This window comes from Actinomadura litoris, assembly GCF_009733595.1.
In the GTDB taxonomy this organism is placed as follows: Bacteria; Actinomycetota; Actinomycetes; order Streptosporangiales; family Streptosporangiaceae; genus Spirillospora; species Spirillospora litoris.
The window spans coordinates 245,391-266,834 of record NZ_WOFH01000009.1 but is presented as its reverse complement, the minus strand read 5'-3'; the positions used below and the strand labels follow the sequence as shown (position 1 = coordinate 266,834).

Sequence of the window (21,444 nt, the reverse complement as noted above, 5' to 3'; positions counted from 1 at the left end):
GACCTTCGTACCAAGTTGGATTTCGGACCAATAATATGATCTAGCGGCTTATATCCCCTAGTCAGCCCCGCCGGCCGATGGACAGGACGGGTCCGGTGGTGTCGGCGAAAAAATCCTCGCCCTTGTCGTCGACCACGATGAACGCCGGGAAGTCCTCGACTTCGATCTTCCACACGGCCTCCATGCCGAGCTCGGGGTACTCCAGGACCTCGACCTTGCGGATGCAGTCCTGCGCGAGCCGCGCGGCGGGGCCGCCGATCGAGCCGAGGTAGAAGCCGCCGTGCGCGGCGCACGCGTCGGTCACCTGCTTGGACCGGTTGCCCTTGGCGAGCATGACCAGCGAGCCGCCCGCCGCCTGGAACTGCTCCACGTAGGAGTCCATCCGCCCGGCCGTGGTCGGGCCGAACGAGCCGGACGCGTAGCCCTCCGGCGTCTTGGCCGGGCCCGCGTAGTAGACGGCGTGGTCGCGCAGGTACCGCGGCATCGGCTCACCCGCGTCCAGCCGCTCCTTGATCTTGGCGTGCGCGATGTCGCGGGCCACCACCAGCGGGCCGGTCAGCGACAGCCGCGTCTTCACCGGGTACCGGGTCAGCTCCGCGCGGATCTCGCTCATCGGACGGTTCAGGTCGATCCGCACCACCTCGTCGTCGAGGTGCTCGTCGGTCGTGTCGGGCAGGTACCGCGCGGGGTCGGTCTCCAGCCGCTCCAGGAACACGCCGTCCGCCGTGATCTTGGCGAGGGCCTGCCGGTCGGCGCTGCACGACACCGCGATCGCGACCGGGCAGGACGCGCCGTGCCGGGGCAGCCGGATCACCCGCACGTCGTGGCAGAAGTACTTGCCGCCGAACTGCGCGCCGATCCCGAGCCGCCGGGTCAGCTCGAACACCTGGAGCTCCAGCTCCAGGTCGCGGAACCCGTGGCCGAGCGGCGAGCCCTCGCTCGGGACGGTGTCGAGGTAGTGCGCCGAGGCGTACTTGGCGGTCTTGAGCGCGTACTCGGCGGACGTCCCGCCCACGACGATCGCCAGGTGGTAGGGCGGGCACGCCGCCGTCCCCAGCGACCGGATCTTCTCCTCCAGGAACGTCATCATCCGCTTGGGATTCAGGACGGCCTTGGTCTCCTGGTAGAGGAACGACTTGTTGGCGCTGCCGCCGCCCTTGGCCATGAACAGGAACTTGTACGCCTCGCCCTGGGACGCGTACAGCTCGATCTGCGCGGGCAGGTTGCTGCCGGTGTTCTTCTCGTCCCACATCGTCACCGGCGCCATCTGGGAGTAGCGCAGGTTCAGCTTCGTGTACGCGTCGTAGACGCCCCGGGAGATGTGCTCCTCGTCGCGCCCGTCGGTGAGGACGTGCTGGCCGCGCTTGCCCATCACGATCGCGGTGCCGGTGTCCTGGCACATGGGCAGGACGCCGCCGGAGGCGATGCCCGCGTTCTTCAGCAGGTCCAGCGCGACGAACCGGTCGTTGGGGGAGGCCTCGGGGTCGTCCAGGATCCGGCGGAGCTGCGCCAGGTGCGCGGGGCGCAGCAGGTGCGCGATGTCGCGCATCGCGGTCTCGGTGAGCAGCCGCAGCGCCTCCGGCTCGACCTGCAGGAACGTCCGCCCGCCCGCCTCGAACCGCGACACGCCCTCGGAGGTGAGGAGCCGGTAGTCGGTGTCGTCGGGGCCGAGCGGCAGCAGGTCGGTGTAGGAGAACTCAGGCATCAGGCAGAACCTCGCGCGAACTCGATGGGGGCCGTCCCAGGGGGCTCGATGGGGGCCGCCTCACAGGGTACGACCCGGGCGCGCAGGCCGACGACGACCCCCGCCGCCACGAGCGCGGCCCCGCCGAGGTCGGCCGGGCCCGGGGTGTCCAGGCCGAGCGCCACGGTCGCGATCACGGCGCTGACCGGGATGGCCCCGGCGAACAGGCCCGCGCGGTCGGGGCCGAGGCGGCCGAGCGCGTCGTACCAGAGCAGGAACGCGATCGTCGTGACGATCACCGAGAGGTAGCCCAGGCCCGCGAGCTCCGGGCCGGTGGGGACGCGCAGGACGGCGCCGCCGTCGCGCACCAGGCCGACCGCGAGCAGCATCGGCGCCGCGAGGCCCGCCGAGTAGGCCGACACCCGCAGCGGCCCGAGCCTCGGCAGCAGCGGGACGGCCAGCAGCGAGAAGCACACCTCGCCGCCGAGCGCGCCGAGCGAGAGCAGCAGCCCCTGCGCGCTCGCGCCGCCCAGGCCGCTCGCGAGCCCCGCCCCGGCCGCGACCACGCACGCCGACAGCACGACCGGCAGGGTCGGGCGGCGCCGCTCCATCAGCGGCCCCACCACCGCCAGCACGATCGGGACCGTCGCGATCACCGTCCCGATCGTGGCCGGGCTGGTGTCGCGGGTAGCGAACACGATGCACACGTTGAACGCGGCGAGGCCCGTCGCGGCGAGCGCCGCCAGCAGCGCCCACTCGCGCGGCCTGGGCCACCGGGCGGGGGTGCGGTCCAGGCGGACGACCAGCAGCAGGATCAGCGCGGCGACCGCGTACCGGACGGCCTGCCCGCCGAACACCGGGTAGTCGGAGATCGTCGCGGACACGGCCGCCAGCGAGCCGACGAGGAACATCGCGGTCCCGGCGCCCGCCATGCCGCGGCGGCTGGAGTTCAGGTTCATGACATGGCACGTTATGGCGTGTTTGGTCTGTGAAACAGGGCCAATCGCCGCACTGTGTCCTGGACCAAAACTCCGGGCCGTGACACGCCACGTCCCCTCGGACGCTGAACGTGATGTGACCGACCTTCATCTCCCCCTCGACCGGGCCGCCGGACGGCTGTCGGCGCAGATCGCCGCGGGCTTCCGGGCGGCCGTCCGATCCGGCCGGCTCACGGCGGGGACCCGGCTGCCGTCGAGCCGCGACCTGGCCCGCGACATGGACGTCTCCCGGGGCGTCGTCGTCGCCGCCTACGAACAGCTCACCGCCGAGGGCTTCCTCGTGGCCCGGCGCGGTGACGGGACCCGGATCGCGCCGCTGGCCCGCCCCGACGAGCCGCCGGGCGCGGCGTCCCCCGAGCCCTCCCGCGCCGACGCGCCGCAGGCCGGCGCCGCCGCCGGTGCCGAGGGCGCCCGCCCCTACGACCTGCTGCCGGGCCACCCCGACCTCGCGTCCTTCCCCCGCGACCGCTGGCTGGCCGCCGCCCGCGCCGCGCTGCGCACGCTGCCGAGCGACGCCCTCACCTACCCCGATCCCGGCGGCGTCGCCGCGCTGCGCGCCGAGCTGGCCGCCTACCTCTCGCGGGTCCGCGCCGCGCACGCCGACCCGACCCGCGCGGTGATCATGAACGGGGTCGCGCACGGGCTGTCGGCGCTGGTGAGCCTGCTGCGGGCGGACGGGCACACGGTGCTCGCGGTGGAGGACCCGACGAGCGTGCGGCAGCTGCCGATGCTGGAGGCGGGCATCCGCGTCGCCCGCGTCCCGGTGGACCCCGAGGGCCTGAGCGTCGACGACCTGGCCCGCACCGGGGCCCGCGCGGTGCTGGTCACGCCCGCGCACCAGTACCCGACCGGCGTGGTGCTGTCGGCGCGGCGCCGCGCCGCGCTGATCGCCTGGGCCCGCGCGGTGAACGGCCTGATCATCGAGGACGACTACGACGCCGAGTTCCGCTACGACCGCGAGCCGGTCGGCTGCCTCCAGGGCGTCGACCCCGACCGGGTCGTGCTGCTCGGCTCGGTGAGCAAGTCGCTCGCGCCCGCGCTCCGGCTCGGCTGGGCCGTGGCGCCGCCCGTCCTGGCCGAGCGGCTGCGCGCGCACCGCGCCCACACCGACCTCGGCGCGCCCGTCCTGGAGCAGTACGCGCTCGCCGAGTTCATCAGGGGCGGCGGCTACGACCGGCATCTGCGCACGATGCGGCGCAGGTACCGGGCCCGGCGGGACGCGCTGGCGGGCGCGCTCCGCGACCACGTGCCCGGCGCGATGGTTCAGGGCGTCTCAGCGGGCATCCACCTGTACGTGGAGCTTCCCCCCGGATGCGACGAGGAGCGGGTGGCGGCCGCCGCCGGGCGCGCCGGCGTCGCCGTCGCGGGCGCCCGCCAGATGTGGTCGCCCGCGCGCGCCGGACGCGCCGCGCCCGCGCTCGTCCTCGGTTACGCCAGGCAGAGCGAGCCCCGGCTGGTCAAGGCGGCGGAACTGCTGGGGCACGCGGTTGCCAGGGAGGCTCGCGGGTAGGAACACGGTCCCCGGTGTAGGAGGTATGGATGAGTCTGGAAGAGGCCGCGCGGCAGCTCAAGATGGCCGGCCACGACGCGCAGGTGGCCTTCGACTGCGTCGGGCTCGGCGAACTCGACCGGGCGCAGGAGCACGCCGTCACCCTCCGCGCCGCCGCCGACGCCGCCGAGGTCGCGCTGACCCAGGCGTTGAAGGACCTCACGCCCGAACAGGCGCAGGTCGAGGGGGAACGTGCCATCACCGCGCTGGAGGACGCCTGACCTCCCCGGCGCGGTAGGGCGGAGGGGCGAGGTCCGTCAGAGGTCCGCGGTGGCGGCGCCCGGCCGGGCGCCGCCACCGGCGGGCGCGGGGTCGAAGCCCCGCGCGGTGACGAACACGACCAGGACCAGCGCCGCCGGGACGGCGAACGCCATCCGCAGCCCGTGCTCCGCGCTGACCGGCGCGATCGCGCCGACGACCGCCGCGCCGAGCACGAACCCGACGTAGTTGAAGATGTTGACGCGGGCGACCGCCACGCCGAGCCCGGTGGGGTCGACCCGTCCGGCGGCGGAGAAGGCGACCGGCGCGATCACGCTGAGGCCGAGCCCGGCGACCGCGAACGCCGCGATCGCGAGGGCCGCGTTCGGCGCCGCCACCACCCCGGCCATGCCGGCGAGGCCGACGGCGCCGCCGAGCCGCACCACCCGCACCGGGCCCGAGCGGCGGACGGCGAGGTCCGCCACCGCCCGGCTCGCGACCATCGCGACCTGGTAGCCGACGTAGCCGAGCGGCGCGACCCAGTCGGAGCCGGACAGCTCGTCGTCCAGGTACTTGGCGCCGTAGGAGGAGATCGCCGCGTCGGCGAGGTAGGCGACGGCCATCGCCGCGCCCACCACCAGGATCGGGCGCCACGGGACGCGGCGCCCGGCCGCCCGCAGCTCCCGCGCGGACGGCCCGCAGCCCTCCTCCTCCCGCCCGTACAGGCGCGGCCCGGTGGCGAGCGAGGCCGCGGCGCCGGCGACCGCCGCGACCGCGAAGGCGGTGCCGAGCGGGAGGTCCACCCGGTTGGACAGCGACGACCACAGGCCGCCGAGGATCCCGGCGAGGCTCCACACGGCGTAGCAGCCGGTGATGAGGCTGACCCCGTACCGGCGCTCGACCGCGACGCCCTGCGCGTTCATCGAGGCGTCCACCGCGCCGACGAACAGGCCGAACAGCGCGACCGCCGCGTACAGCGGGAGGTCGTGGTCGCCGGTGAGGCCGATCACCGCGATCGTCAGCGCCACGGCGGGCTGCGCCGCGCGCAGCACCGGCGCGCTCCCGATCCGCTGGAACAGCGCGCCCGAGACGACGCTGCCGACCCCGGCGACCAGCGGGACCGTCAGCAGCACCAGCGACAGCGTCCCGTCGCCGAGGTGGTGGGCCTTCTGGATCCGCGGGATCTGCGTGACCAGCGAGGCGAAGCACAGCCCCTGGACGGCGAACGCCGCGTACGCGGCGGACCGGGCCCGCCGGTCCCGCGCGGTGATGCTCTGGCCCATGCCGCCCGACCTCTCCGCGCCGCTTCCCGCCGCGTCCCGCCGCGAAATGTGAAGAAAGTTCGCGTCAGAGTAGGGACAGGTGGCGGCCGGGGTCAATCGGCCGGCGGGGCCTCAGTCGATGAGGCGGCGGCGCATCCCCCGGACGGCGATGATCCACATCAGCGCGGCGAACAGCACCAGCGCGCCCAGATGGCCGAGATCGGCCGGCGGGCGCAGCCCGAAGACCGCGTGCCGCACCAGCTCCACGCAGTGGTACAGCGGGTTGAGGTGCGCCGCGAACCCGACCCAGCCGGGCAGCGTGCCGATGGGGAAGAACGTCCCGGCGATCAGGAACAGCGGCGTCACCACCCCGGTGATCACGTAGTCGAAGGAGTTGATCGAGGGGACGACCGCCGAGGTCCACATCCCGAACAGGCCGAACCCGAGCGCGGTGAAGAACGCGACGACCGGCACCAGCAGCATGCCGAAGGAGGGGTCCAGGCCGAAGCACAGCGCCACGACCAGCGGCGAGCACGAGTACACCGCCGACTTCGCCGCGATCCACAGCGCCTCGGCCGTCACCAGCTCGTGCACGTCCACCGGCGCGGCCAGCATGCCGGAGTAGGTGTGCTGGAACACCCGCCGGATGTAGCTGTTGAACATCCCCGGGAAGATCGAGGTGAACAGCGCCGCCGTCCCGACCACGCCGGTCGCGACGAAGTCGAGGTAGCGGTAGTCCCCGATCGCCGCGACCATCGAGCCGAACCCGTAGCCGAAGGCCAGCAGGAAGAACGTCGGCTCGACGATCGAGGCGAACGACTGCGACTTCCAGTAGCGCTTGTAGAGGGCCAGCTCGTGCCGCCACACGCCCTTGATCGGCGCCATCTCGAACCGCCTGAGGCGCGGGGCCCGCGCCGCCCGCTCCGCCTGCGCGGTCATTCCACACGCTCCCCGGTCAGCACCACGAACACGTCCTCCAGGCTGGACGCACGGCGGACCCCGTCGGGGCCGAGCGCCTCGTCCAGCGACGGCGGGATCGTCTCGGCCCGCAGCACCGACACCGAGGGCCCGGTGCGGCGGGTGGGCAGCCCCGCGCCGCGGGCCAGCCGCTCGACGTCGGAGAGCCGCTCGGGCGGGCCGTAGTGCTCCACCACCAGCTCGCCCGCGTGCTCGGCGACGAGGCTCGCGGGCGTCCCGCGCGCGATCACCCTGCCGTGCGACATCAGCGCGCACTCGTCGGCGAGCCGCTCGGCCTCCTCGATGTAGTGCGTCGACATCAGGACGGTCGTGCCGGCGGCGCGCAGCCCGTCGATCAGCCCCCACAGCTCGGCGCGGACCTGCGGGTCCAGGCCGACGGTCGGCTCGTCCAGCAGGACCAGGGCCGGGCGGTGCACGAGGCCGCGCGCGATCAGCAGCCGCCGGCGCATCCCGCCGGACAGGTCGTCGACCTTCGTGAGCTGCCGCTCGGTGAGGTGCGCCAGCGCCAGCGCGTCGTCGACCGCCTGCCGCCGCTTCCCGCGCGGCACCCGGTACAGGTGCGCGAACACCTCCAGGTTCTCGCGGGCGGTCAGCTCCTCGTCGAGGTTGTCCTGCTGGGGGACGACCCCCATCGCCGCCCGCGCGCGCTTGGACTCGCGCGGGACCGGGAAGCCGAGCACGTGGATCGTTCCCTCGGTGGGGACGGCCTGCGCGGTCAGCAGCTTCATCGTCGTCGACTTCCCGGCGCCGTTCGGGCCGAGCAGCCCCAGGCAGACGCCGGAGGGGACGTCGAGGTCGAGGCCGTCCACCGCCGTGAAGTCGCCGAAGCGCTTGACGACGCCCCGGAGGCTGACCGCCGCCGGTGCGGCCCCACCGTCCCCGGCGGCCGCGACGCGGGTCTGGACTCTCGCGGGGGGACGACCGTCCCCACCCTCCGGATCGGACCGTTGCACCGTCATCCCGTCACCCTAGGTAGAGGGGCAGGCCGAACCCCAGCGATTTTTCTCGCGGAACACCATCGCCCGGACGTTACCCTCTAGACGTGGAGATTCCCCGGCGTCCGGCCGCCGAACAGGCGACGCGCGTCCGCGACCTGCGCGCCTCCGACGCCGACCGGGAGCGCGTCGCCGCCGTGCTCGCCGAGGCCCTCGCCGACGGGCGGCTGAGCATCGAGGAGCACGCCGACCGCGCCTCCCGCGTCTACGAGGCCCGGACGCTGGGCGACCTGACCGGGCTGACCGGCGACCTCGGCCCCGAGGAGGCCCAGCCGATCCTCGTGGACGACCGCCCGCTCACCGTGTTCTTCGGCCGGACGCGGCGCGAGGGGCGCTGGGTCGTGCCCGTCCGGCTACCGCTGCTCGCCCTGTTCGGCACCGTCGAGCTGGACCTGCGCGAGGCCGTCCTGCAGCGGCGCCACATCGTGCTGGACGCGACCGTGCTCGGCGGGCGGATCCGGCTGCTGGTGCCCGAGGGCGTCCGCGTGGAGGTGACGGGGCGCTCCGTCCTCAGCACCCGCGAGCTGCGCACCCGGCCCGGCGCCGACGGCCCGACGATCGAGGTCGGCGGCACGCTGATCTGCACGTCGGTGCGGGCGCGGGCGCCGCGGCGCTCGCTGCGCGACCGCGTCCGCGGGCGGCTCGGCCGCCGCTGACCCGGCCGCGCGGGGTCAGGAACCGGGCTTGGCGGAGGTCGAGGGGGCCGGGATCGCGCCCTGCTTGCTCTGCGGCCGGAGCGAGGCCGCCAGGACCGCCAGCTCCTCGTAGGACGCCGTGCCGGTGACCACCAGGCTCACGCCGTCGGGCAGCGTGCGCGCGAGGGAGTTCGCCTTCTTGTCCTTGCGGTGGTACTTCATCCAGGTCACGCCGTTGACCTGCTGCGTCCCGAGCGCGTTGCGGTTGTTGGTCATGCGCGGGACGTAGTCGGAGGCCTTCTCGTTGCTCTGCTCCAGCGCGGCGTACTCATCGCTCGGCGTCACGAAGCCCAGGTGCCAGGCGACGGGCTTGCTCCCGTTCGCGTCCAGGCCGTGCAGCCGCGAGCTGGTCGGACGCCAGCCGGGCGGCAGCCCCTCGGGCGCGTAGGAGGTGAACGGCGCGCCGTTGCGCATCGCCCACTGCTGCGAGGCGTAGTCGACGGTCGGCAGCACCTCCTTGTTGCTGCGCGGCGTGATCAGGAAGATCGCCGCCACCATCAGCAGGCAGGCGCCCATCGCCATCGTGAAGCCGCCGAGGCCCGTGGTCAGCCGCTTGTGGACGCCCGGGCTCACCTGGACGACCTGCCGCGCCGGCGCCTGCTCGCCCTCCGGGGCCTGCTCGCCCTCCGGGGCCCGCCCGGTCTCGGCAGCCCGCTCGGTCTCGGGGCCCCGCTCGGTCTCCGGGGCCTGTCCGGTTTCCGGGGTCTGTCCGGGTTCCGGGGCGGCTTCGGGCCCGGCGGGGGCGGTCTGCGCGGCGCCCTCGGCCGGGGCAGGGGTCTTGTCGCTCACCCCTCCAGGATCCCGCACGCTCAGCGCTGCTCCGTACGGGGGTTGCGGATCGTGCCGAGGATCGCCATGACCTCGCCCGCGAGGCGGCGCGCGGCGCCCTCGTCGTCCATCAGTGAGATCTCCGACACGGCGCCCGCCATCGCGCCGGTCAGCACCATGACCAGCGCCTCGTCGACGCCGCCGTCGTCGGTGTGGAACAGCGCCGCGTTGCGGCGGGCCCAGCGGGTCAGGCGCTGGCGCATCACCCGGTCGAACCCGGGCGGGCCGTCGCCGGAGATGAACAGCCGCGAGACGTCGCGCTGGGCGAGGCAGCCGTCGAGGTAGGCGCGGGCCCCGGCGATGAACTGCCGCATCGGGTCGGTCTCGCCCGCCTCCCGCACGGTGCTGATCGCCTCGCGGGTGCGCTCCTGCTGCGCGGCCTGGAACTCCTCGAACAGCGTGAGGTACAGGTCGGCCTTGCCGTTGAAGTGGTGGTAGAGGCTCCCGACGCTGGCCCCGGCCTTCGCGACGATGTCGGTGACCGCCGCCTGCGCGAAGCCGGACTCGCAGAAGACGTCCCGCGCCGCGTCCAGCAGGGCGCCGCGGGTCGCGGCGCCGCGGTCGGAGGTCCGCGCGGGGTCGCCCGCGGCGCGCGCGGAACCGTTGCGCGGCACCCCGCCGGACGAGACGTCCATGTCGCTGCTCATGGTGCCTGAGATTACGCCCTCTTCCACGGGGGAAACGATCCCTTGCCCACGCGCCCGCCGAATCCGCCCTCGTCGCGGTGCCCGGCGCACGTCCGGCGCTCTCGCGCGTCCGCTCTGGTCTGGTCCAATTTGTGGGCCGCCGTCCGGTCCGCAGAGAATCCGAGTCACCATCGACCGAAGGGGCCGTCCGCCATGACCGACGACACCACCGTCTCCTCCCCGCTCGCGACCGAGCCCGCCGCGCCGGATCGCAACCTCGCGATGGAGCTCGTCCGGGTCACCGAGGCCGCCGCGCTGGCCGCCGGCCGCTGGGTCGGGCGCGGCGACAAGAACGGCGCGGACGGCGCGGCCGTGAACGCCATGCGCCAGCTGATCAACACCGTGTCCATGCGCGGCGTCGTCGTGATCGGCGAGGGCGAGAAGGACAACGCGCCCATGCTCTACAACGGCGAGGAGGTCGGCGACGGCGGCGGCGCCGAGTGCGACGTCGCGGTCGACCCGGTGGACGGCACCCGGCTGACCGCGCTCGGCATGAACAACGCGATCGCGGTGCTGTCGGTGGCGCCGCGCGGGTCGATGTTCGACCCGTCCGCCGTCTTCTACATGGAGAAGCTGGTGACCGGCCCCGAGGCGGCCGGCGCCGTGGACATCGGGCGCCCGATCGCCGACAACATCCGGGCCGTCGCCCGCGCCAAGGGCTCCTCGCCGCACGACGTGACCGTCTGCGTCCTGGACCGCCCGCGCCACGAGGGCATCGTCAAGGAGGTCCGCGAGGCGGGCGCGCGGATCAAGTTCATCCTGGACGGCGACGTCGCCGGCGCGATCATGGCGTGCCGCCCCGGCACCGGCGTCGACCTGCTGCTCGGCATCGGCGGCACCCCCGAGGGCATCATCGCCGCGTGCGCGATCAAGGCGCTGGGCGGGGTGATCCAGGGCCGGCTGTGGCCGCAGGACGACGCCGAGCGGCGCAAGGCGCAGGACGCGGGGCACGACCTCGGCCGCGTGCTGACCACCGACGACCTGGTGACCTCCGACGACGTGTTCTTCGCCGCGACCGGCATCACCGACGGCGAACTCGCCGACGGCGTCCGCTACGGCAAGGACACCGCGGTCACGCACTCGCTGGTCATGCGCTCGCGCAGCGGCACGATCAGGACGATCTCCAGCGAGCACCAGCTCGGCAAGCTCCGCGCCTACAGCTCGATCAACTTCGACACGGCGGTGTAGCGGGGTCGGCAGGGACGGGCGCGCCCGGGGTCAGAAGGGGGCGGGCGCGTCCGCGCCGCCGTTCTCGGGCGGCGCCATGGCGGCGGCGAGCCGGGCGCGCGCGCCCTCCAGCCACTCCTCGCAGATCGCGGCGAGCCGCTCGCCGCGCTCCCACAGGCCGAGGGACTCCTCCAGCGTCAGCCCGCCCGCCTCCAGCCGCTTGACGACGTCGGTCAGCTCGTCCCGTGCCTGCTCGTACGACAGTTTCTCTTCGGCCACCCGTCCACCCTCTCACTCCCGGCCCGGTCCGACGTCGGAGACCGTCACGCCGAGGCGCCCGCCCGACAGCCGGACGAGGAGCCGCTCGCCCTCCTTGACCTCCGCCGGCTCGCGGACGACCGACGCGTCCTCCCGCTGGAGGATCGCGTAGCCGCGGTCCAGCGTCGCGGCGGGGGAGAGGGCCAGCAGCCGGGCGCGGGTGTGGGACAGCTCGTCCCCGGCCCGGTCGAGGGCCCCGGCGAGGCAGCGCCGCGCCCGGTCGCGCAGGGCCAGCACCCGCTCGGACTGCCGCTCCACCTCCCGGACCGGGTCGGCCAGCGCGGGCCGCGACCGGACCGCCTTCAGCCACGCCAGTTCCCGCTCCACGCCGCCCGCCAGGCACCGGCGGCCCCGGTCGCGCAGCTGCCGGACGAGCTGGAGCTGCTCGCGCACGTCCGGGACGGTCCGCTTGGCGGCGTCGGTGGGCGTGGAGGCCCGCACATCCGCGACCAGGTCGAGGAGCGGGCTGTCCTGCTCGTGGCCGATCGCGCTGACCACCGGGGTGCGGGCGGCCGACACCGCGCGCACGAGCGCCTCGTCGGAGAAGGGCAGCAGGTCCTCCATCGCGCCGCCGCCCCGGGCGATGATGATCACTTCGACGGCGGGGTCGGCGTCGAGCCTGCGCAGCGCCTCCATCACCTCGCCGACCGCGTACGAGCCCTGGACGGCGGTGTTCTCGACCTGGAACGCGACGGCGGGCCAGCGGCGCCGCGCGTTCTGGAGGACGTCGTGCTCGGCGTCGGAGTCCCGCCCGCAGATCAGCCCGATCTTCCCCGGCAGGAACGGCAGCGCCCGCTTGCGCTCGGGACGGAACAGGCCCTCGGACGCGAGTACCTGCTTGAGCCGCTCCAGCCGGGCCAGCAGCTCGCCGACGCCGACCGGGCGGATCTCCAGGACGCTCAGCGAGAACGTCCCCCGGTTGATCCAGAAGTCGGGTTTGGCGTGCACGACCACCCGGGCGCCGTCGGTCACCGCCGGGCCCGCCGCCTCGAACACCGCGCGCGGCCCGATGACCCGCACCGACATGTTCGCGACGGGGTCGCGCAGGGTCATGTAGACCGTCCCGCCCCGGGCGTTGAGGTCGGTGATCTGGCCCTCGACCCAGATGCGCCCGAGCCTGCCGATCCAGCCGCCGACCGCCTGCAGGACGGTCCGCACCGGCACGGGGGACTCCGCCGTGGTCTCCATCGCCATGCCCGGAAGCCTACGGTGTGCGCGTCGGGGTGTGACCGGAGCGACACCGGGACCCGTTGAACACTTAGTCGAGCTAACTTAGACTAGCTAAGTAATCGAGGAGAGCGACCGTGACCCTTTCCGACCGCGAGCTGGCCGAAGAGCTGAACCGGCGCCTGCGCCACGTGGTGCTGATGCTGCGCCGGGTGAGCGCCGACCAGCCGATCACCAGCCAGCAGCTGTCGGTGCTCGGCTCGCTGGAGGGCGGCCCGCGGCGGATGACCGAGCTGGCCGCCGAGCACGGCGTCCGGCTGCCGACGATGACCGCCCAGATCAACCGGCTGGAGCGCGACGGCCTCGTCGGGCGCGGCCGGGACGGGACCGACGCCCGCGTCGTCACCGCCCGGCTCACCCGCGCGGGTCGCGAGCAGTTGGCCGCCGGACGCGAGCGCCGGCTCGGCTACCTGGCCGAGCGGTTCGCGGGGCTGAGCGAGGAGGAGCGCGCGGCCGTCGCCGCCGCGCTGCCCGCGCTGGACAAGCTCTTCGACCGCCCCTGACCCGGGCGGGGCCGTCCGGACCGGGGCCGCCGGGGTCGCTCTCCTCGGCAAGCGCACACCCTGGAAAGGAAGGTCCCATGCGCCCCTCCGCGAAGGGCGGCGTCCTGCGGCAGCCGCTGTCGGTCTGGGCCACCGCGTTCGCCGCCGTGGTCGCCTTCATGGGCATCGGGCTGGTCGACCCCATCCTGCCCGCCATCGCCGCCAACCTGGACGCCTCGCCGAGCCAGGTGTCGCTGCTGTTCACCAGCTACTTCCTGATCACCGCGGTCGCGATGCTGCTCACCGGATGGGTGTCCAGCCGGATCGGCGGCAAGCGGACGCTGCTGATCGGGCTCGGCCTCGTCGTGGTGTTCGCCGCGCTCGCCGGGACGTCCGACAGCGTCTCCCAGCTCGTCGGCTTCCGGGCCGGGTGGGGCCTCGGCAACGCGCTGTTCGTCGCCACGGCGCTCGCCGTCATCGTGGGCGCCGCGACTAGCGACGCCGGAGGCGTTCCGGGGGGTGCGGGGGGTCGTCCCCCCTCGGGCGGGAGGGGCGGCGCGGAGTCGGCGATCATCCTCTACGAGGCCGCGCTCGGCCTCGGCATCTCCCTCGGCCCGCTCGCCGGCGCCCTGCTCGGCGACCTGAACTGGCGCCTCCCCTTCTTCGGGACGGCCGCGCTCATGGCGGCCGGCTTCCTGCTGATCACCACGCTGCTCAGGGCGACGCCCCCGCCCCCGGAGCGGACCCGGCTGAGCGCCCCGATCCGCGCGCTCGGCCACGGCGGGCTGTCCACGACCGCGTTCACCGCGCTGTTCTACAACTACGCGTTCTTCACCGTGCTCGCCTTCACCCCGTTCGTCCTCGGGATGGGCGCGCACGGCATCGGCCTGGTCTTCTTCGGCTGGGGCGTGATGGTGGCGCTCGCCTCGGTGTTCGGCGCGCCGCCCCTTCAGCGGCGGTTCGGCACCGTCCGGGTCATGTACCTGGCGCTCGGCCTGCTGATCGTGTTCCAGCTCGGGCTCGCCGCGCTCGGGCACGGCGGCGTGATCGTCTGCACGATCCTGTCCGGCATCCCGATCGGGCTGAACAACACCGCGTTCACCGAGGCGGCGATGGAGGTGTCCGACAACCCCCGCCCGGTGGCGTCCGCGGGCTACAACTTCGTCCGCTGGATGGGCGGCGCCCTCGCCCCCTACTCCGCGACGAGGCTCGCGGAAGAGGTCGACGCGGACCTGCCGTACTACGTCGGCGCCGCCTGCTGCGCCATCGCGATCGGCATCCTCGTCGTGCGGCGCCGCCACCTGGAGGCGCTGGTGCGCGTCGACGTGGACCACGCGCTCCGGGACGCTCCCGCCCCGGCCTGACGTGCGACGGCCCCCGCGGCGGGGCGGGGGCCGTTCCGGCGGTCAGCCGTGGCCGTTGAGCTTGGCGATGCGCCGCTCGTACATCCTGATCACGTCGGTGCGGGCGGCGTGGTCGCGCTCGTACTCGCGCAGCAGCCTCACCTGGTCGGCCGACAGCCCGCGCAGCCGCGCGCGCAACTGCGGCAGCGTCGCCTCGTCATAGTTGGGGACGGGCAGCTCCGCCGCGTCCTTCGGCCCGGCCTTCGCGGCCTCGGACTCAGCGGCCTCGGCCTTGGCGGGCTCGGCCTTGGCGGGCTCGGCCTTCGCGGCCTCGGACTCCTGCTTGGCGGGCTCTGGCTTGGTGGGCTCTGGCTTGGCGGGCTCTGCCTTGGCGGGCTCCGGCTTCGCGGGCTCGGGCTTCGCCGCTGCGGGCTTCTCCGCCTCCGGCTTGGCGGGCCGCGGCTCGGCGGGCTCGCCGGCGGGGCGGGCGTGCTTGGGCGTGTGGCCGGTGTCGGGCGGGGTGGCGGCGGGCTTGCCGATCGAGATCTCGCCGTCCTGGCCGCCGGCGGCGTGCCTGGGCGCCGTGCGGGGCGCGGACGGGGCGGACGGGGCGGACGGGCGCGCCGGCCGCGGGCGCGGGGCGGGCGCGGGCTCCTCACCGCGGACCCGCTCGACCACCCGTCCGACGACCCGCTCGGCCGTGCCCTGGACGTCGGTGCGCAGCCGGCCGAGCACCGGGCGCACCCCGCCGCCCTCGGTGATCTCCTTGTAGTCCCTGGTCACGCGGTCGCTGAGCAGCAGGGCACGCCCCACGCCGAACATGGCCAGCCGGACGGCGTGCAGCGGCAGGTCGCGCACCTGCTCGCCGACGGTGTCCTGGACCTGCTGTTTGAGGCGGCGCGGCGATCTCGTCATCGTCTTCCTCTTCCTGCCGCCGAGCGCGTCGTCCCGCGTCGTACGGCAATCGTCTCGTCGGTTTCACTCTGCCCCATGGGCGCGATCTCGGTCACCCCGCGTTAGTGGAATTTCGTCCAACAGTGACATGGAGTGGGTCACACAGCGGGCTTGACCTGACCTTTCATGATTCGTACGAACTGCGCACGCTACCGTGCGGCGCTGTGCGGGGCGGGCGGGGCGGCTCGTACGATGGGGTCATGACCGCTGACACCGAGCGCCGTGTCCTGCTCGCCAAGCCGCGTGGTTACTGCGCGGGCGTCGACCGCGCCGTGCAGGCGGTCGAGATCGCCCTGGAGAAGTACGGGGCGCCGATCTACGTCCGCAAGCAGATCGTCCACAACGTCCACGTGGTGAAGACGCTGGAGGAGCGCGGCGCCGTCTTCGTGGACGAGACCGCCGAGGTCCCCGAGGGCGCGATCGTGGTGTTCTCCGCCCACGGCGTCGCGCCGGTCGTGCACGAGGAGGCCAAGGGTCTCGACCTGCGGACGATCGACGCGACGTGCCCGCTGGTGACCAAGGTCCACAAGGAGGCCGTCCGGTTCGCCGCGCAGGGCTACGACATCCTGTTGATCGGGCACGAGGGGCACGAGGAGGTCATCGGCACCACCGGCGAGGCCCCCGACCACATCCACCTGGTGGACGGCCCCGACGACGTCGCCCGCATCACCGTCCGCGACCCGGAGAAGGTGGCCTGGCTCTCGCAGACCACGCTGTCGGTGGACGAGACGATCGCGACCGTTGAGAAGCTGCGCGAGCGGTTCCCCAAGCTGACCGACCCGCCGTCCGACGACATCTGCTACGCCACCCAGAACCGGCAGACGGCCGTGAAGGAGATGGCGGCGCGCTCCCAGCTCGTGATCGTGGTCGGCTCCACGAACTCCTCGAACTCGGTGCGGCTCGTCGAGGTGGCCAAGGAGCACGGCGCGGACGCCGCGTACCTGGTCGACTACGCCGACCAGATCGACCCGGCCTGGCTGGAGGGCGTCGGCACGGTCGGCGTGACGAGCGGCGCGTCCGTCCCGGACGAGCTGGTCCAGGGCGTGCTGGGCTGGCTGGCCGAGCGGGGCTTCGGCGAGGCGGAGGAGATCGAGTCCGTCAAGGAGAGCATGCGGTTCGCGCTTCCGCACGAACTGCGCCGGGACCTGCGCATTACGCCCGTCTGACGGATCAGTCGACGTCCCCGTGGTGCAGGGGGCGCTCCTTGCCGGAGCGTTCCGGCCCGGGGCGCTCCGGCCCGGCCGACGGCGAGTCGTCCCAGCGGACGGGGTCCTCGTTGTCCTCCTTCTCGAAGAGGCGGACCCGGACGAGCTTGCCGCGCAGCTCCCGCACGTTGGCGGGCAGCCCCCGGAACAGGCAGATCACCAGCACCAGCAGCGTGCCGAAGAACAGCCACGGCGCGGTCCCCGCGAGCGCGGTCAGCACCCCGACGGTCATGCCGCGCAGCAGCGACCCGTCGCCGAGGGTGTCGAGGAACACGGCGGTGAGGGTCGCGGCGAAGAACGCCAGCGGCGGGCTGACGACCAGCGTGAGCAGGTCGGCGGGCCGGGTCGCGAACGCCGCGAGCACGCAGCCGATCGTGAAGCCGCCGCCCGCGAGCAGCCCGACGCCGAGCCAGCGCGCCAGCAGCGCGCACACCAGGCCGGTGCCGAACATGACGACGATCCCGCCGCGCGCGGTGAGCGCCACCGGCGCCGAGGAGGCGGCGGGGGCGGCCTTCGCGCGGGCCCGCGACCCCTTCGCCGCCCGCGACGTCCGGGCTGAGCCGTCGCGCTGACCACGCACTGGACCCCCTGGGGCCGGGGACGCGCCGCCCGGCGCGTCGTCCACCGTCGATCTGCTCATTGCCACCTCTCCCGCTGATCGAACTGATCAGGGATGGCCCGTCGGCCGAAACCTACCGGTTCGCTCCCGTACTCGGTATCGTGCTCGCCTTCGCGGGGGGCGCCGGACGGCTCCTTTCCGTTGGATTCGCCGTAGGGGTCGTCGGTTGGCCGATGACGCGGCTCTTCTGGGGGATCCTCCTCGAACGGGACGCCCGGGGCGGGAACGCCCGGGCGGTCGTCGCGGTCGTGACCGGTCGGTTCCGCATCGGTCAGTTCCGCCGCCGACAGCGCGCGGGGGCTCTCCTCGACCGGCCGGGGCCCCTCCAGGGGGTCCTCGACGACGCCGAGGTCGTTCAGGCGGCGCGCGCTGACCAGGACGCGGGTCTCCAGGGAGCCGACCGTGCGGTTGTAGGACTTGATCGCGCCGGTCAGCGCCCGGCCCAGCTCGTCGACGTGCTGCCCCATCGTCCCCAGGCGCTCGTACAGCTCCTTGCCCAGCTCGAAGACGGCGCGGGCGTTGCGCGACAGCGCGGCCTGCTGCCAGGCGTAGGACGCCGTCCGCAGCATGGTGATCAGCGTGGTCGGGGTGGCGATGTGGACGCGGCGCCGCATCGCGTGCTCCAGCAGCCCGGGGTCGCGGTCGAGCGCGGGGGCCAGGAACGCCTCGCCCGGGATGAACAGCACCACGAACTCCGGCGCCGGGCTGAACGCCTGCCAGTACGACTTCGCCGCGAGGCGGTCGACGTGGTCGCGCAGGTGCCGGGCGTGCGCGTCCAGCCGCACCGGGTCGCCGCTCTCGGCCGCCTGGAGGTAGGCGGCCAGCGACACCTTGGAGTCGACCACGATGCTCTTGCCGCCGACCAGCCGGACCACCATGTCGGGGCGGACCGTCCCGTCTGCGGTCACCGCGCTCGCCTGCTCGTCGAAGTCGCAGTGGTGCGCCATCCCGGAGATCTCCACAACGCGGCGGAGCTGAAGCTCGCCCCACCGCCCCCGCGCCTCGGGCCGCTGGAGCGCCCGGACGAGCGACTGCGTCTCCCGGCGGAGCTGGTCGGAGCTGTGCCGGACGAACTCGACCTGCTTGGCGAGCATCGCGTGCGACTCGCGGCGTCCCGTCTCCACCTCGCGGAGCTGCTCCTCCACCTTGGCGAGGGTGTCCTTCAGCGGGGCGACCAGGTGCTCGACGGCCTGCTGGCGCCGCTGCAGCTCGCCCGCCGCCTCGGCCCCGGCCGCCTTGAGCCGCGCGTCCGCCAGTTCGAGGAACCGCTGGTTGCTGGCGTCCAGGGCCTTGGCGGACAGGTTCTCGAAGTGCTCGGCCATCCGCTCCTCGGCGTAGGCGAGCTTCTCCTCGGCCGCGCGCGCCCGGGCGATCAGCGCGCCCTGCCGGCTCGTCGCCAGCGCGTACCCGGCGACGACGCCGAAGACGGCGCCGACGAGGAGTCCGGCGAACAGCGCGAGATCCATCCGTTCATCGTGACAGCGGACGCGCGCACCGTGTCCGCGACTCGCCGGTAGGAGCCCCGGACCGGACAATTGGCCGCACTGTTCGCAGCCGCCCTCGCCCGTCCGGCGGGTCCACGCGGGGAAGGTTCACCCGCTCGTCGTCTGGAGGAGGTTCGGCGGGCCCATAAACTTGACGGCCGTGAGCCTCTCCATCGGAATCGTCGGGCTGCCCAACGTCGGCAAGTCCACCCTGTTCAACGCGCTGACCAAGAACGACGCGCTGGCCGCCAACTACCCGTTCGCGACCATCGAGCCCAACGTCGGCGTGGTCGGGGTGCCCGATCCGCGGCTCGGCGTGCTGGCGGAGATCTTCGGCTCGCAGAAGATCATTCCGGCGACGATGGAGTTCGTCGACATCGCCGGGATCGTCAAGGGCGCGTCCGAGGGGCAGGGCCTCGGCAACAAGTTCCTCGCCAACATCCGCGAGACCAACGCGATCTGCCAGGTCATCCGGGCGTTCGAGGACCCCGACGTCACGCACGTGGACGGCGACGTCGCGCCGTCCCGCGACATCGAGACGATCAACACCGAGCTGATCCTCGCCGACCTCCAGACGATCGAGAAGGCGCTGCCGCGCCTCGACAAGGAGGCCCGCACCAAGAAGGACAAGGAGAAGCTCGCGGTCGTCGACGCCGTCACCGCCGCGCAGAAGCTCCTGAACGAGGGCGTGACGCTCTTCGCGGGCGCCGAGAAGGCCGGGATCGACCTCGCGCTGCTGCGCGAGCTGCACCTGCTCACCGCCAAGCCGTTCCTGTACGTGTTCAACCTCGACGAGGACGAGCTGTCGGACGAGTCCGTCCGCTCCCGCCTGCGCGACCTCGTCGCGCCCGCCGAGGCGGTCTTCCTCGACGCCAAGATCGAGGCCGAGCTGATCGAGTTGCCCGACGACGAGGCGCTGGAGCTGCTCCAGGGGATGGGGCAGGAGGAGTCCGGCCTGTCGCAGCTCGTCCGGATCGGGTTCGCGACGCTCGGGCTCCAGACGTACCTGACCGCGGGCCCGAAGGAGTCCCGCGCCTGGACGATCCGCACCGGCGACACCGCGCCCGAGGCCGCGGGCGTCATCCACACCGACTTCCAGCGCGGCTTCATCAAGGCCGAGATCGTCTCCTTCGACGACCTCACCGCCGCCGGGTCCATGGCGGCCGCCCGCACGGCGGGCAAGGTGCGCATGGAGGGCAAGGACTACGTCATGCAGGACGGCGACGTGGTGGAGTTCCGCTTCAACGTCTGAGCCCCACCTCCCTGGGTCCCCGCGCCACGCTCCGTGCGCGCGGGCCTTGTGCGTTCGTTGTGACGGGTGTTGCATGTGGGGCGGGACGGGCACCCGGGCAGGGTGTTCTGTCGTGATATGTCCCGAGATGGATAGTTTGCCGGTTTCTTTGGGGAAGAGATTCCGGCCGGGGCCGCCACGCGGTAACCAACCAACTCGTGATCCGGGACGCTTGTCTGGAACGTGTCCGCGCGCTCCGTTCGGAGGCTTGGATAGGGGATCGTCACCGTTTGGCAATCTTCCCTGTTCCTGCTGAGGTGGATTGCATTATCCACAACCGCGTGCCGGGGCTGTGCTTCGCCGCGATGCGCTGGAACAATTGGCGCTCGTGGTTACGCTGGGCCCGGGGTGGGTTCGGAAAGGGCCACCCAGTACACGACCAGGCACACATGACCGCGCCGACCGGGGGCGAGGCGCGAGCGGAGGCAGGATGGCTCGCAGGTCGGCCGTTGGACGCGGCCGTGACACCGCCGTGGTGGAGGAGACGCCGGCGCCAGGCCGGGCGCTCGCCTCCTCCGCCGACCCGTGGGACGTGCCCGAGCCCGACCGCCGCCGCGGACGCTCGGGCGGCGACTCGCGCGCCGGACGCTGGGGCGGCTCCGGCGGTCGCTGGTGGGTGTGGGTCGGCCGCGCGATCCTGTGGGCCGTCATCCTCGTCATCCTCGTCAACGGCGTCCGGGCCCCCTTCGAACGCTTCACCGCCGAGGAGTCCGCGACGCCGAGCGCGCCCAAGCCCGGCAAGAGCGCGCAGTTCCCCTCCAGCGCCGCCGGAGCGTTCGCGCTCCAGTTCGCCAGCGTCTACCTGAACTTCGACCAGAAGAACGCCGCGGCCCGCGAGGCGCAGCTCCGCCCGTTCCTGCCCGACGGCGCCGACGGCCAGTTCGGCTGGAACCGCGTCGGCGGGCTACAGGTGCAGTCCGTCCAGGTGGCCGGCGTGGACGTCCGCGACGCCAACAACGCGACCGTGACGCTGCTCGCCCGCAGCCAGGACAAATGGCTCCGGCTCGCCGTCCCGGTCTACGCCGACACCGCCGGCTCGCTGGTCGTCTCCGCGCGTCCGGCGCTGCTCCCCCCGCCCACCAAGGCCCTGCTTCCCCAGAACCGCGTCCAGGACCGCGACACCGCCCTGGAAGCCGAACTACAGCCGTTCCTAGGTACCTTCTTTCAGGCGTACGCCTCAAGCAACCAGTCGGCCCTGTCACGCTTCTCCGACGGGACGACCATCACCGGTCTGGCCAACACCGTGACCTTCGTGCAGGTCAAGGAGGTCGTGGCGCCGAAGGGGCCCTCCGGTGAGCGCACCGTCACCGCGACGGTCGTGTGGCAGCTGACCGGAGGCGGTGAGCTGGAGCAGAGCTACCAGCTCATCATGAAGAAGGGAACGACCTGGCTCGTGCGAGACATCCGCGGCACCACGGAAACGAACGGCTCATGAGACGACAGCCGCACCCGGCCCCCGACACAACCGCCGACCGAGGAAG

General features: G+C 73.4%; 21 protein-coding genes. 9 read left to right on the top strand and 12 right to left on the bottom strand.

Going from position 1 to position 21,444, the window contains the following annotated elements:
• Positions 1-61 precede the first annotated feature (61 nt).
• Positions 62-1,705, bottom strand: coding sequence for a fumarate hydratase (locus GNZ18_RS25385; RefSeq protein ID WP_156219039.1), 1,644 nt, complete (start codon positions 1,703-1,705; stop codon positions 62-64).
• The gene (locus GNZ18_RS25380) at positions 1,705-2,643 is read right to left on the bottom strand and encodes a DMT family transporter (protein WP_156219038.1); all 939 of its coding nucleotides are present in this window, start codon (positions 2,641-2,643) and stop codon (positions 1,705-1,707) included. The genes GNZ18_RS25385 and GNZ18_RS25380 overlap by 1 nt, the downstream gene beginning before the upstream one ends.
• Before the next feature lie 115 nt (positions 2,644-2,758).
• Between GNZ18_RS25380 and pdxR the strand changes: the two genes are divergently transcribed.
• Together pdxR and GNZ18_RS25370 are read left to right on the top strand one after the other, a co-directional pair.
• Complete coding sequence (gene pdxR, locus GNZ18_RS25375; RefSeq protein ID WP_312874729.1) at positions 2,759-4,192, top strand: MocR-like pyridoxine biosynthesis transcription factor PdxR; 1,434 nt, start codon at positions 2,759-2,761, stop codon at positions 4,190-4,192.
• Between the two features lie 29 nt (positions 4,193-4,221).
• The gene (locus GNZ18_RS25370; protein ID WP_156219037.1) at positions 4,222-4,452 is read left to right on the top strand and encodes a hypothetical protein; all 231 of its coding nucleotides are present in this window, start codon (positions 4,222-4,224) and stop codon (positions 4,450-4,452) included.
• A gap of 36 nt (positions 4,453-4,488) precedes the next feature.
• On the opposite strand, the gene GNZ18_RS25365 is transcribed toward GNZ18_RS25370, so the two are convergent.
• The 3 genes from GNZ18_RS25365 to GNZ18_RS25355 form a co-directional block, all read right to left on the bottom strand.
• Positions 4,489-5,712, bottom strand: coding sequence for an MFS transporter (locus tag GNZ18_RS25365; protein ID WP_156219036.1), 1,224 nt, complete (start codon positions 5,710-5,712; stop codon positions 4,489-4,491).
• A 111-nt stretch (positions 5,713-5,823) separates the two neighbouring features.
• Positions 5,824-6,630 carry an ABC transporter permease gene (locus GNZ18_RS25360; RefSeq protein ID WP_156219035.1) on the bottom strand — a complete coding sequence of 269 codons (807 nt, stop codon included), beginning with the start codon at positions 6,628-6,630 and terminating at the stop codon, positions 5,824-5,826.
• Complete coding sequence (locus GNZ18_RS25355) at positions 6,627-7,628, bottom strand: ABC transporter ATP-binding protein (RefSeq protein ID WP_156219034.1); 1,002 nt, start codon at positions 7,626-7,628, stop codon at positions 6,627-6,629. Before GNZ18_RS25355 ends, GNZ18_RS25360 begins: the two co-directional genes overlap by 4 nt.
• A gap of 83 nt (positions 7,629-7,711) precedes the next feature.
• Here GNZ18_RS25355 and GNZ18_RS25350 point away from each other — a divergent pair, with 83 nt between their 5' ends.
• Entirely contained in the window at positions 7,712-8,320 is a 609-nt protein-coding gene (locus GNZ18_RS25350) for a DUF1707 SHOCT-like domain-containing protein (protein ID WP_214620892.1), read from the top strand.
• Positions 8,321-8,335: 15 nt separating this feature from the next.
• On the opposite strand, the gene GNZ18_RS25345 is transcribed toward GNZ18_RS25350, so the two are convergent.
• Both GNZ18_RS25345 and GNZ18_RS25340 read right to left on the bottom strand, forming a co-directional pair.
• Positions 8,336-9,148, bottom strand: a complete 813-nt coding sequence (locus tag GNZ18_RS25345) for a DUF4245 domain-containing protein (RefSeq protein WP_312874728.1) — start codon at positions 9,146-9,148, stop codon at positions 8,336-8,338.
• Between the two features lie 20 nt (positions 9,149-9,168).
• Positions 9,169-9,834 carry a TetR/AcrR family transcriptional regulator gene (locus GNZ18_RS25340; protein WP_156219032.1) on the bottom strand — a complete coding sequence of 222 codons (666 nt, stop codon included), beginning with the start codon at positions 9,832-9,834 and terminating at the stop codon, positions 9,169-9,171.
• 192 nt (positions 9,835-10,026) lie between these two features.
• Here GNZ18_RS25340 and glpX point away from each other — a divergent pair, with 192 nt between their 5' ends.
• The gene (gene glpX, locus GNZ18_RS25335) at positions 10,027-11,061 is read left to right on the top strand and encodes a class II fructose-bisphosphatase (protein ID WP_156219031.1); all 1,035 of its coding nucleotides are present in this window, start codon (positions 10,027-10,029) and stop codon (positions 11,059-11,061) included.
• 30 nt (positions 11,062-11,091) lie between these two features.
• Here the strand turns inward: glpX and GNZ18_RS25330 are convergent, their stop codons facing one another.
• On the bottom strand, positions 11,092-11,319 hold the full coding sequence (locus tag GNZ18_RS25330) for an exodeoxyribonuclease VII small subunit (RefSeq protein ID WP_214620894.1): 228 nt from the start codon (positions 11,317-11,319) through the stop codon (positions 11,092-11,094).
• 12 nt (positions 11,320-11,331) lie between these two features.
• Positions 11,332-12,552 (bottom strand): exodeoxyribonuclease VII large subunit, encoded by a 1,221-nt coding sequence (gene xseA, locus GNZ18_RS25325; RefSeq protein ID WP_156219030.1) that lies wholly within the window; start codon positions 12,550-12,552, stop codon positions 11,332-11,334.
• Between the two features lie 110 nt (positions 12,553-12,662).
• On the opposite strand from xseA, the gene GNZ18_RS25320 reads away from it, so the two are divergent.
• The gene (locus GNZ18_RS25320; RefSeq protein ID WP_308166538.1) at positions 12,663-13,088 is read left to right on the top strand and encodes a MarR family winged helix-turn-helix transcriptional regulator; all 426 of its coding nucleotides are present in this window, start codon (positions 12,663-12,665) and stop codon (positions 13,086-13,088) included.
• Between the two features lie 77 nt (positions 13,089-13,165).
• Entirely contained in the window at positions 13,166-14,431 is a 1,266-nt protein-coding gene (locus GNZ18_RS25315) for an MFS transporter (protein WP_156219029.1), read from the top strand.
• Positions 14,432-14,473: 42 nt separating this feature from the next.
• Here the strand turns inward: GNZ18_RS25315 and GNZ18_RS25310 are convergent, their stop codons facing one another.
• Positions 14,474-15,325 (bottom strand): DUF8129 domain-containing protein, encoded by an 852-nt coding sequence (locus GNZ18_RS25310; protein ID WP_156219028.1) that lies wholly within the window; start codon positions 15,323-15,325, stop codon positions 14,474-14,476.
• 239 nt (positions 15,326-15,564) lie between these two features.
• Here GNZ18_RS25310 and GNZ18_RS25305 point away from each other — a divergent pair, with 239 nt between their 5' ends.
• Complete coding sequence (locus tag GNZ18_RS25305; RefSeq protein WP_156219027.1) at positions 15,565-16,530, top strand: 4-hydroxy-3-methylbut-2-enyl diphosphate reductase; 966 nt, start codon at positions 15,565-15,567, stop codon at positions 16,528-16,530.
• A gap of 4 nt (positions 16,531-16,534) precedes the next feature.
• Here GNZ18_RS25305 and GNZ18_RS25300 read toward each other — a convergent pair whose 3' ends face one another.
• Positions 16,535-17,209: a DUF6542 domain-containing protein gene (locus tag GNZ18_RS25300; protein WP_214620898.1), complete on the bottom strand. Its 675-nt coding sequence runs from the start codon at positions 17,207-17,209 to the stop codon at positions 16,535-16,537.
• Complete coding sequence (locus tag GNZ18_RS25295; RefSeq protein ID WP_246250326.1) at positions 17,206-18,654, bottom strand: DNA recombination protein RmuC; 1,449 nt, start codon at positions 18,652-18,654, stop codon at positions 17,206-17,208. Before GNZ18_RS25295 ends, GNZ18_RS25300 begins: the two co-directional genes overlap by 4 nt.
• Before the next feature lie 178 nt (positions 18,655-18,832).
• Here GNZ18_RS25295 and ychF point away from each other — a divergent pair, with 178 nt between their 5' ends.
• Together ychF and GNZ18_RS25285 are read left to right on the top strand one after the other, a co-directional pair.
• Complete coding sequence (gene ychF / locus GNZ18_RS25290; RefSeq protein ID WP_214620899.1) at positions 18,833-19,924, top strand: redox-regulated ATPase YchF; 1,092 nt, start codon at positions 18,833-18,835, stop codon at positions 19,922-19,924.
• A gap of 469 nt (positions 19,925-20,393) precedes the next feature.
• Positions 20,394-21,398, top strand: a complete 1,005-nt coding sequence (locus GNZ18_RS25285; RefSeq protein ID WP_156219025.1) for a conjugal transfer protein — start codon at positions 20,394-20,396, stop codon at positions 21,396-21,398.
• The last annotated feature ends 46 nt before the right edge of the window (positions 21,399-21,444 follow it).

Bases quoted from the DNA above. Each gene is read 5' to 3' on its own strand.
- GNZ18_RS25385 (WP_156219039.1), bottom strand. From the start codon at position 1,705: ATGCCTGAGTTCTCCTACACCGACCTGCTGCCGCTCGGCCCCGACGAC.
- GNZ18_RS25380 (WP_156219038.1), bottom strand. From the start codon at position 2,643: ATGAACCTGAACTCCAGCCGCCGCGGCATGGCGGGCGCCGGGACCGCG.
- GNZ18_RS25370 (WP_156219037.1), top strand. From the start codon at position 4,222: ATGAGTCTGGAAGAGGCCGCGCGGCAGCTCAAGATGGCCGGCCACGAC.
- GNZ18_RS25365 (WP_156219036.1), bottom strand. From the start codon at position 5,712: ATGGGCCAGAGCATCACCGCGCGGGACCGGCGGGCCCGGTCCGCCGCG.
- GNZ18_RS25360 (WP_156219035.1), bottom strand. From the start codon at position 6,630: ATGACCGCGCAGGCGGAGCGGGCGGCGCGGGCCCCGCGCCTCAGGCGG.
- GNZ18_RS25355 (WP_156219034.1), bottom strand. From the start codon at position 7,628: ATGACGGTGCAACGGTCCGATCCGGAGGGTGGGGACGGTCGTCCCCCC.
- GNZ18_RS25340 (WP_156219032.1), bottom strand. From the start codon at position 9,834: ATGAGCAGCGACATGGACGTCTCGTCCGGCGGGGTGCCGCGCAACGGT.
- glpX (WP_156219031.1), top strand. From the start codon at position 10,027: ATGACCGACGACACCACCGTCTCCTCCCCGCTCGCGACCGAGCCCGCC.
- xseA (WP_156219030.1), bottom strand. From the start codon at position 12,552: ATGGCGATGGAGACCACGGCGGAGTCCCCCGTGCCGGTGCGGACCGTC.
- GNZ18_RS25315 (WP_156219029.1), top strand. From the start codon at position 13,166: ATGCGCCCCTCCGCGAAGGGCGGCGTCCTGCGGCAGCCGCTGTCGGTC.
- GNZ18_RS25310 (WP_156219028.1), bottom strand. From the start codon at position 15,325: ATGACGAGATCGCCGCGCCGCCTCAAACAGCAGGTCCAGGACACCGTC.
- GNZ18_RS25305 (WP_156219027.1), top strand. From the start codon at position 15,565: ATGACCGCTGACACCGAGCGCCGTGTCCTGCTCGCCAAGCCGCGTGGT.
- GNZ18_RS25300 (WP_214620898.1), bottom strand. From the start codon at position 17,209: ATGAGCAGATCGACGGTGGACGACGCGCCGGGCGGCGCGTCCCCGGCC.
- GNZ18_RS25295 (WP_246250326.1), bottom strand. From the start codon at position 18,654: ATGGATCTCGCGCTGTTCGCCGGACTCCTCGTCGGCGCCGTCTTCGGC.
- GNZ18_RS25285 (WP_156219025.1), top strand. From the start codon at position 20,394: ATGGCTCGCAGGTCGGCCGTTGGACGCGGCCGTGACACCGCCGTGGTG.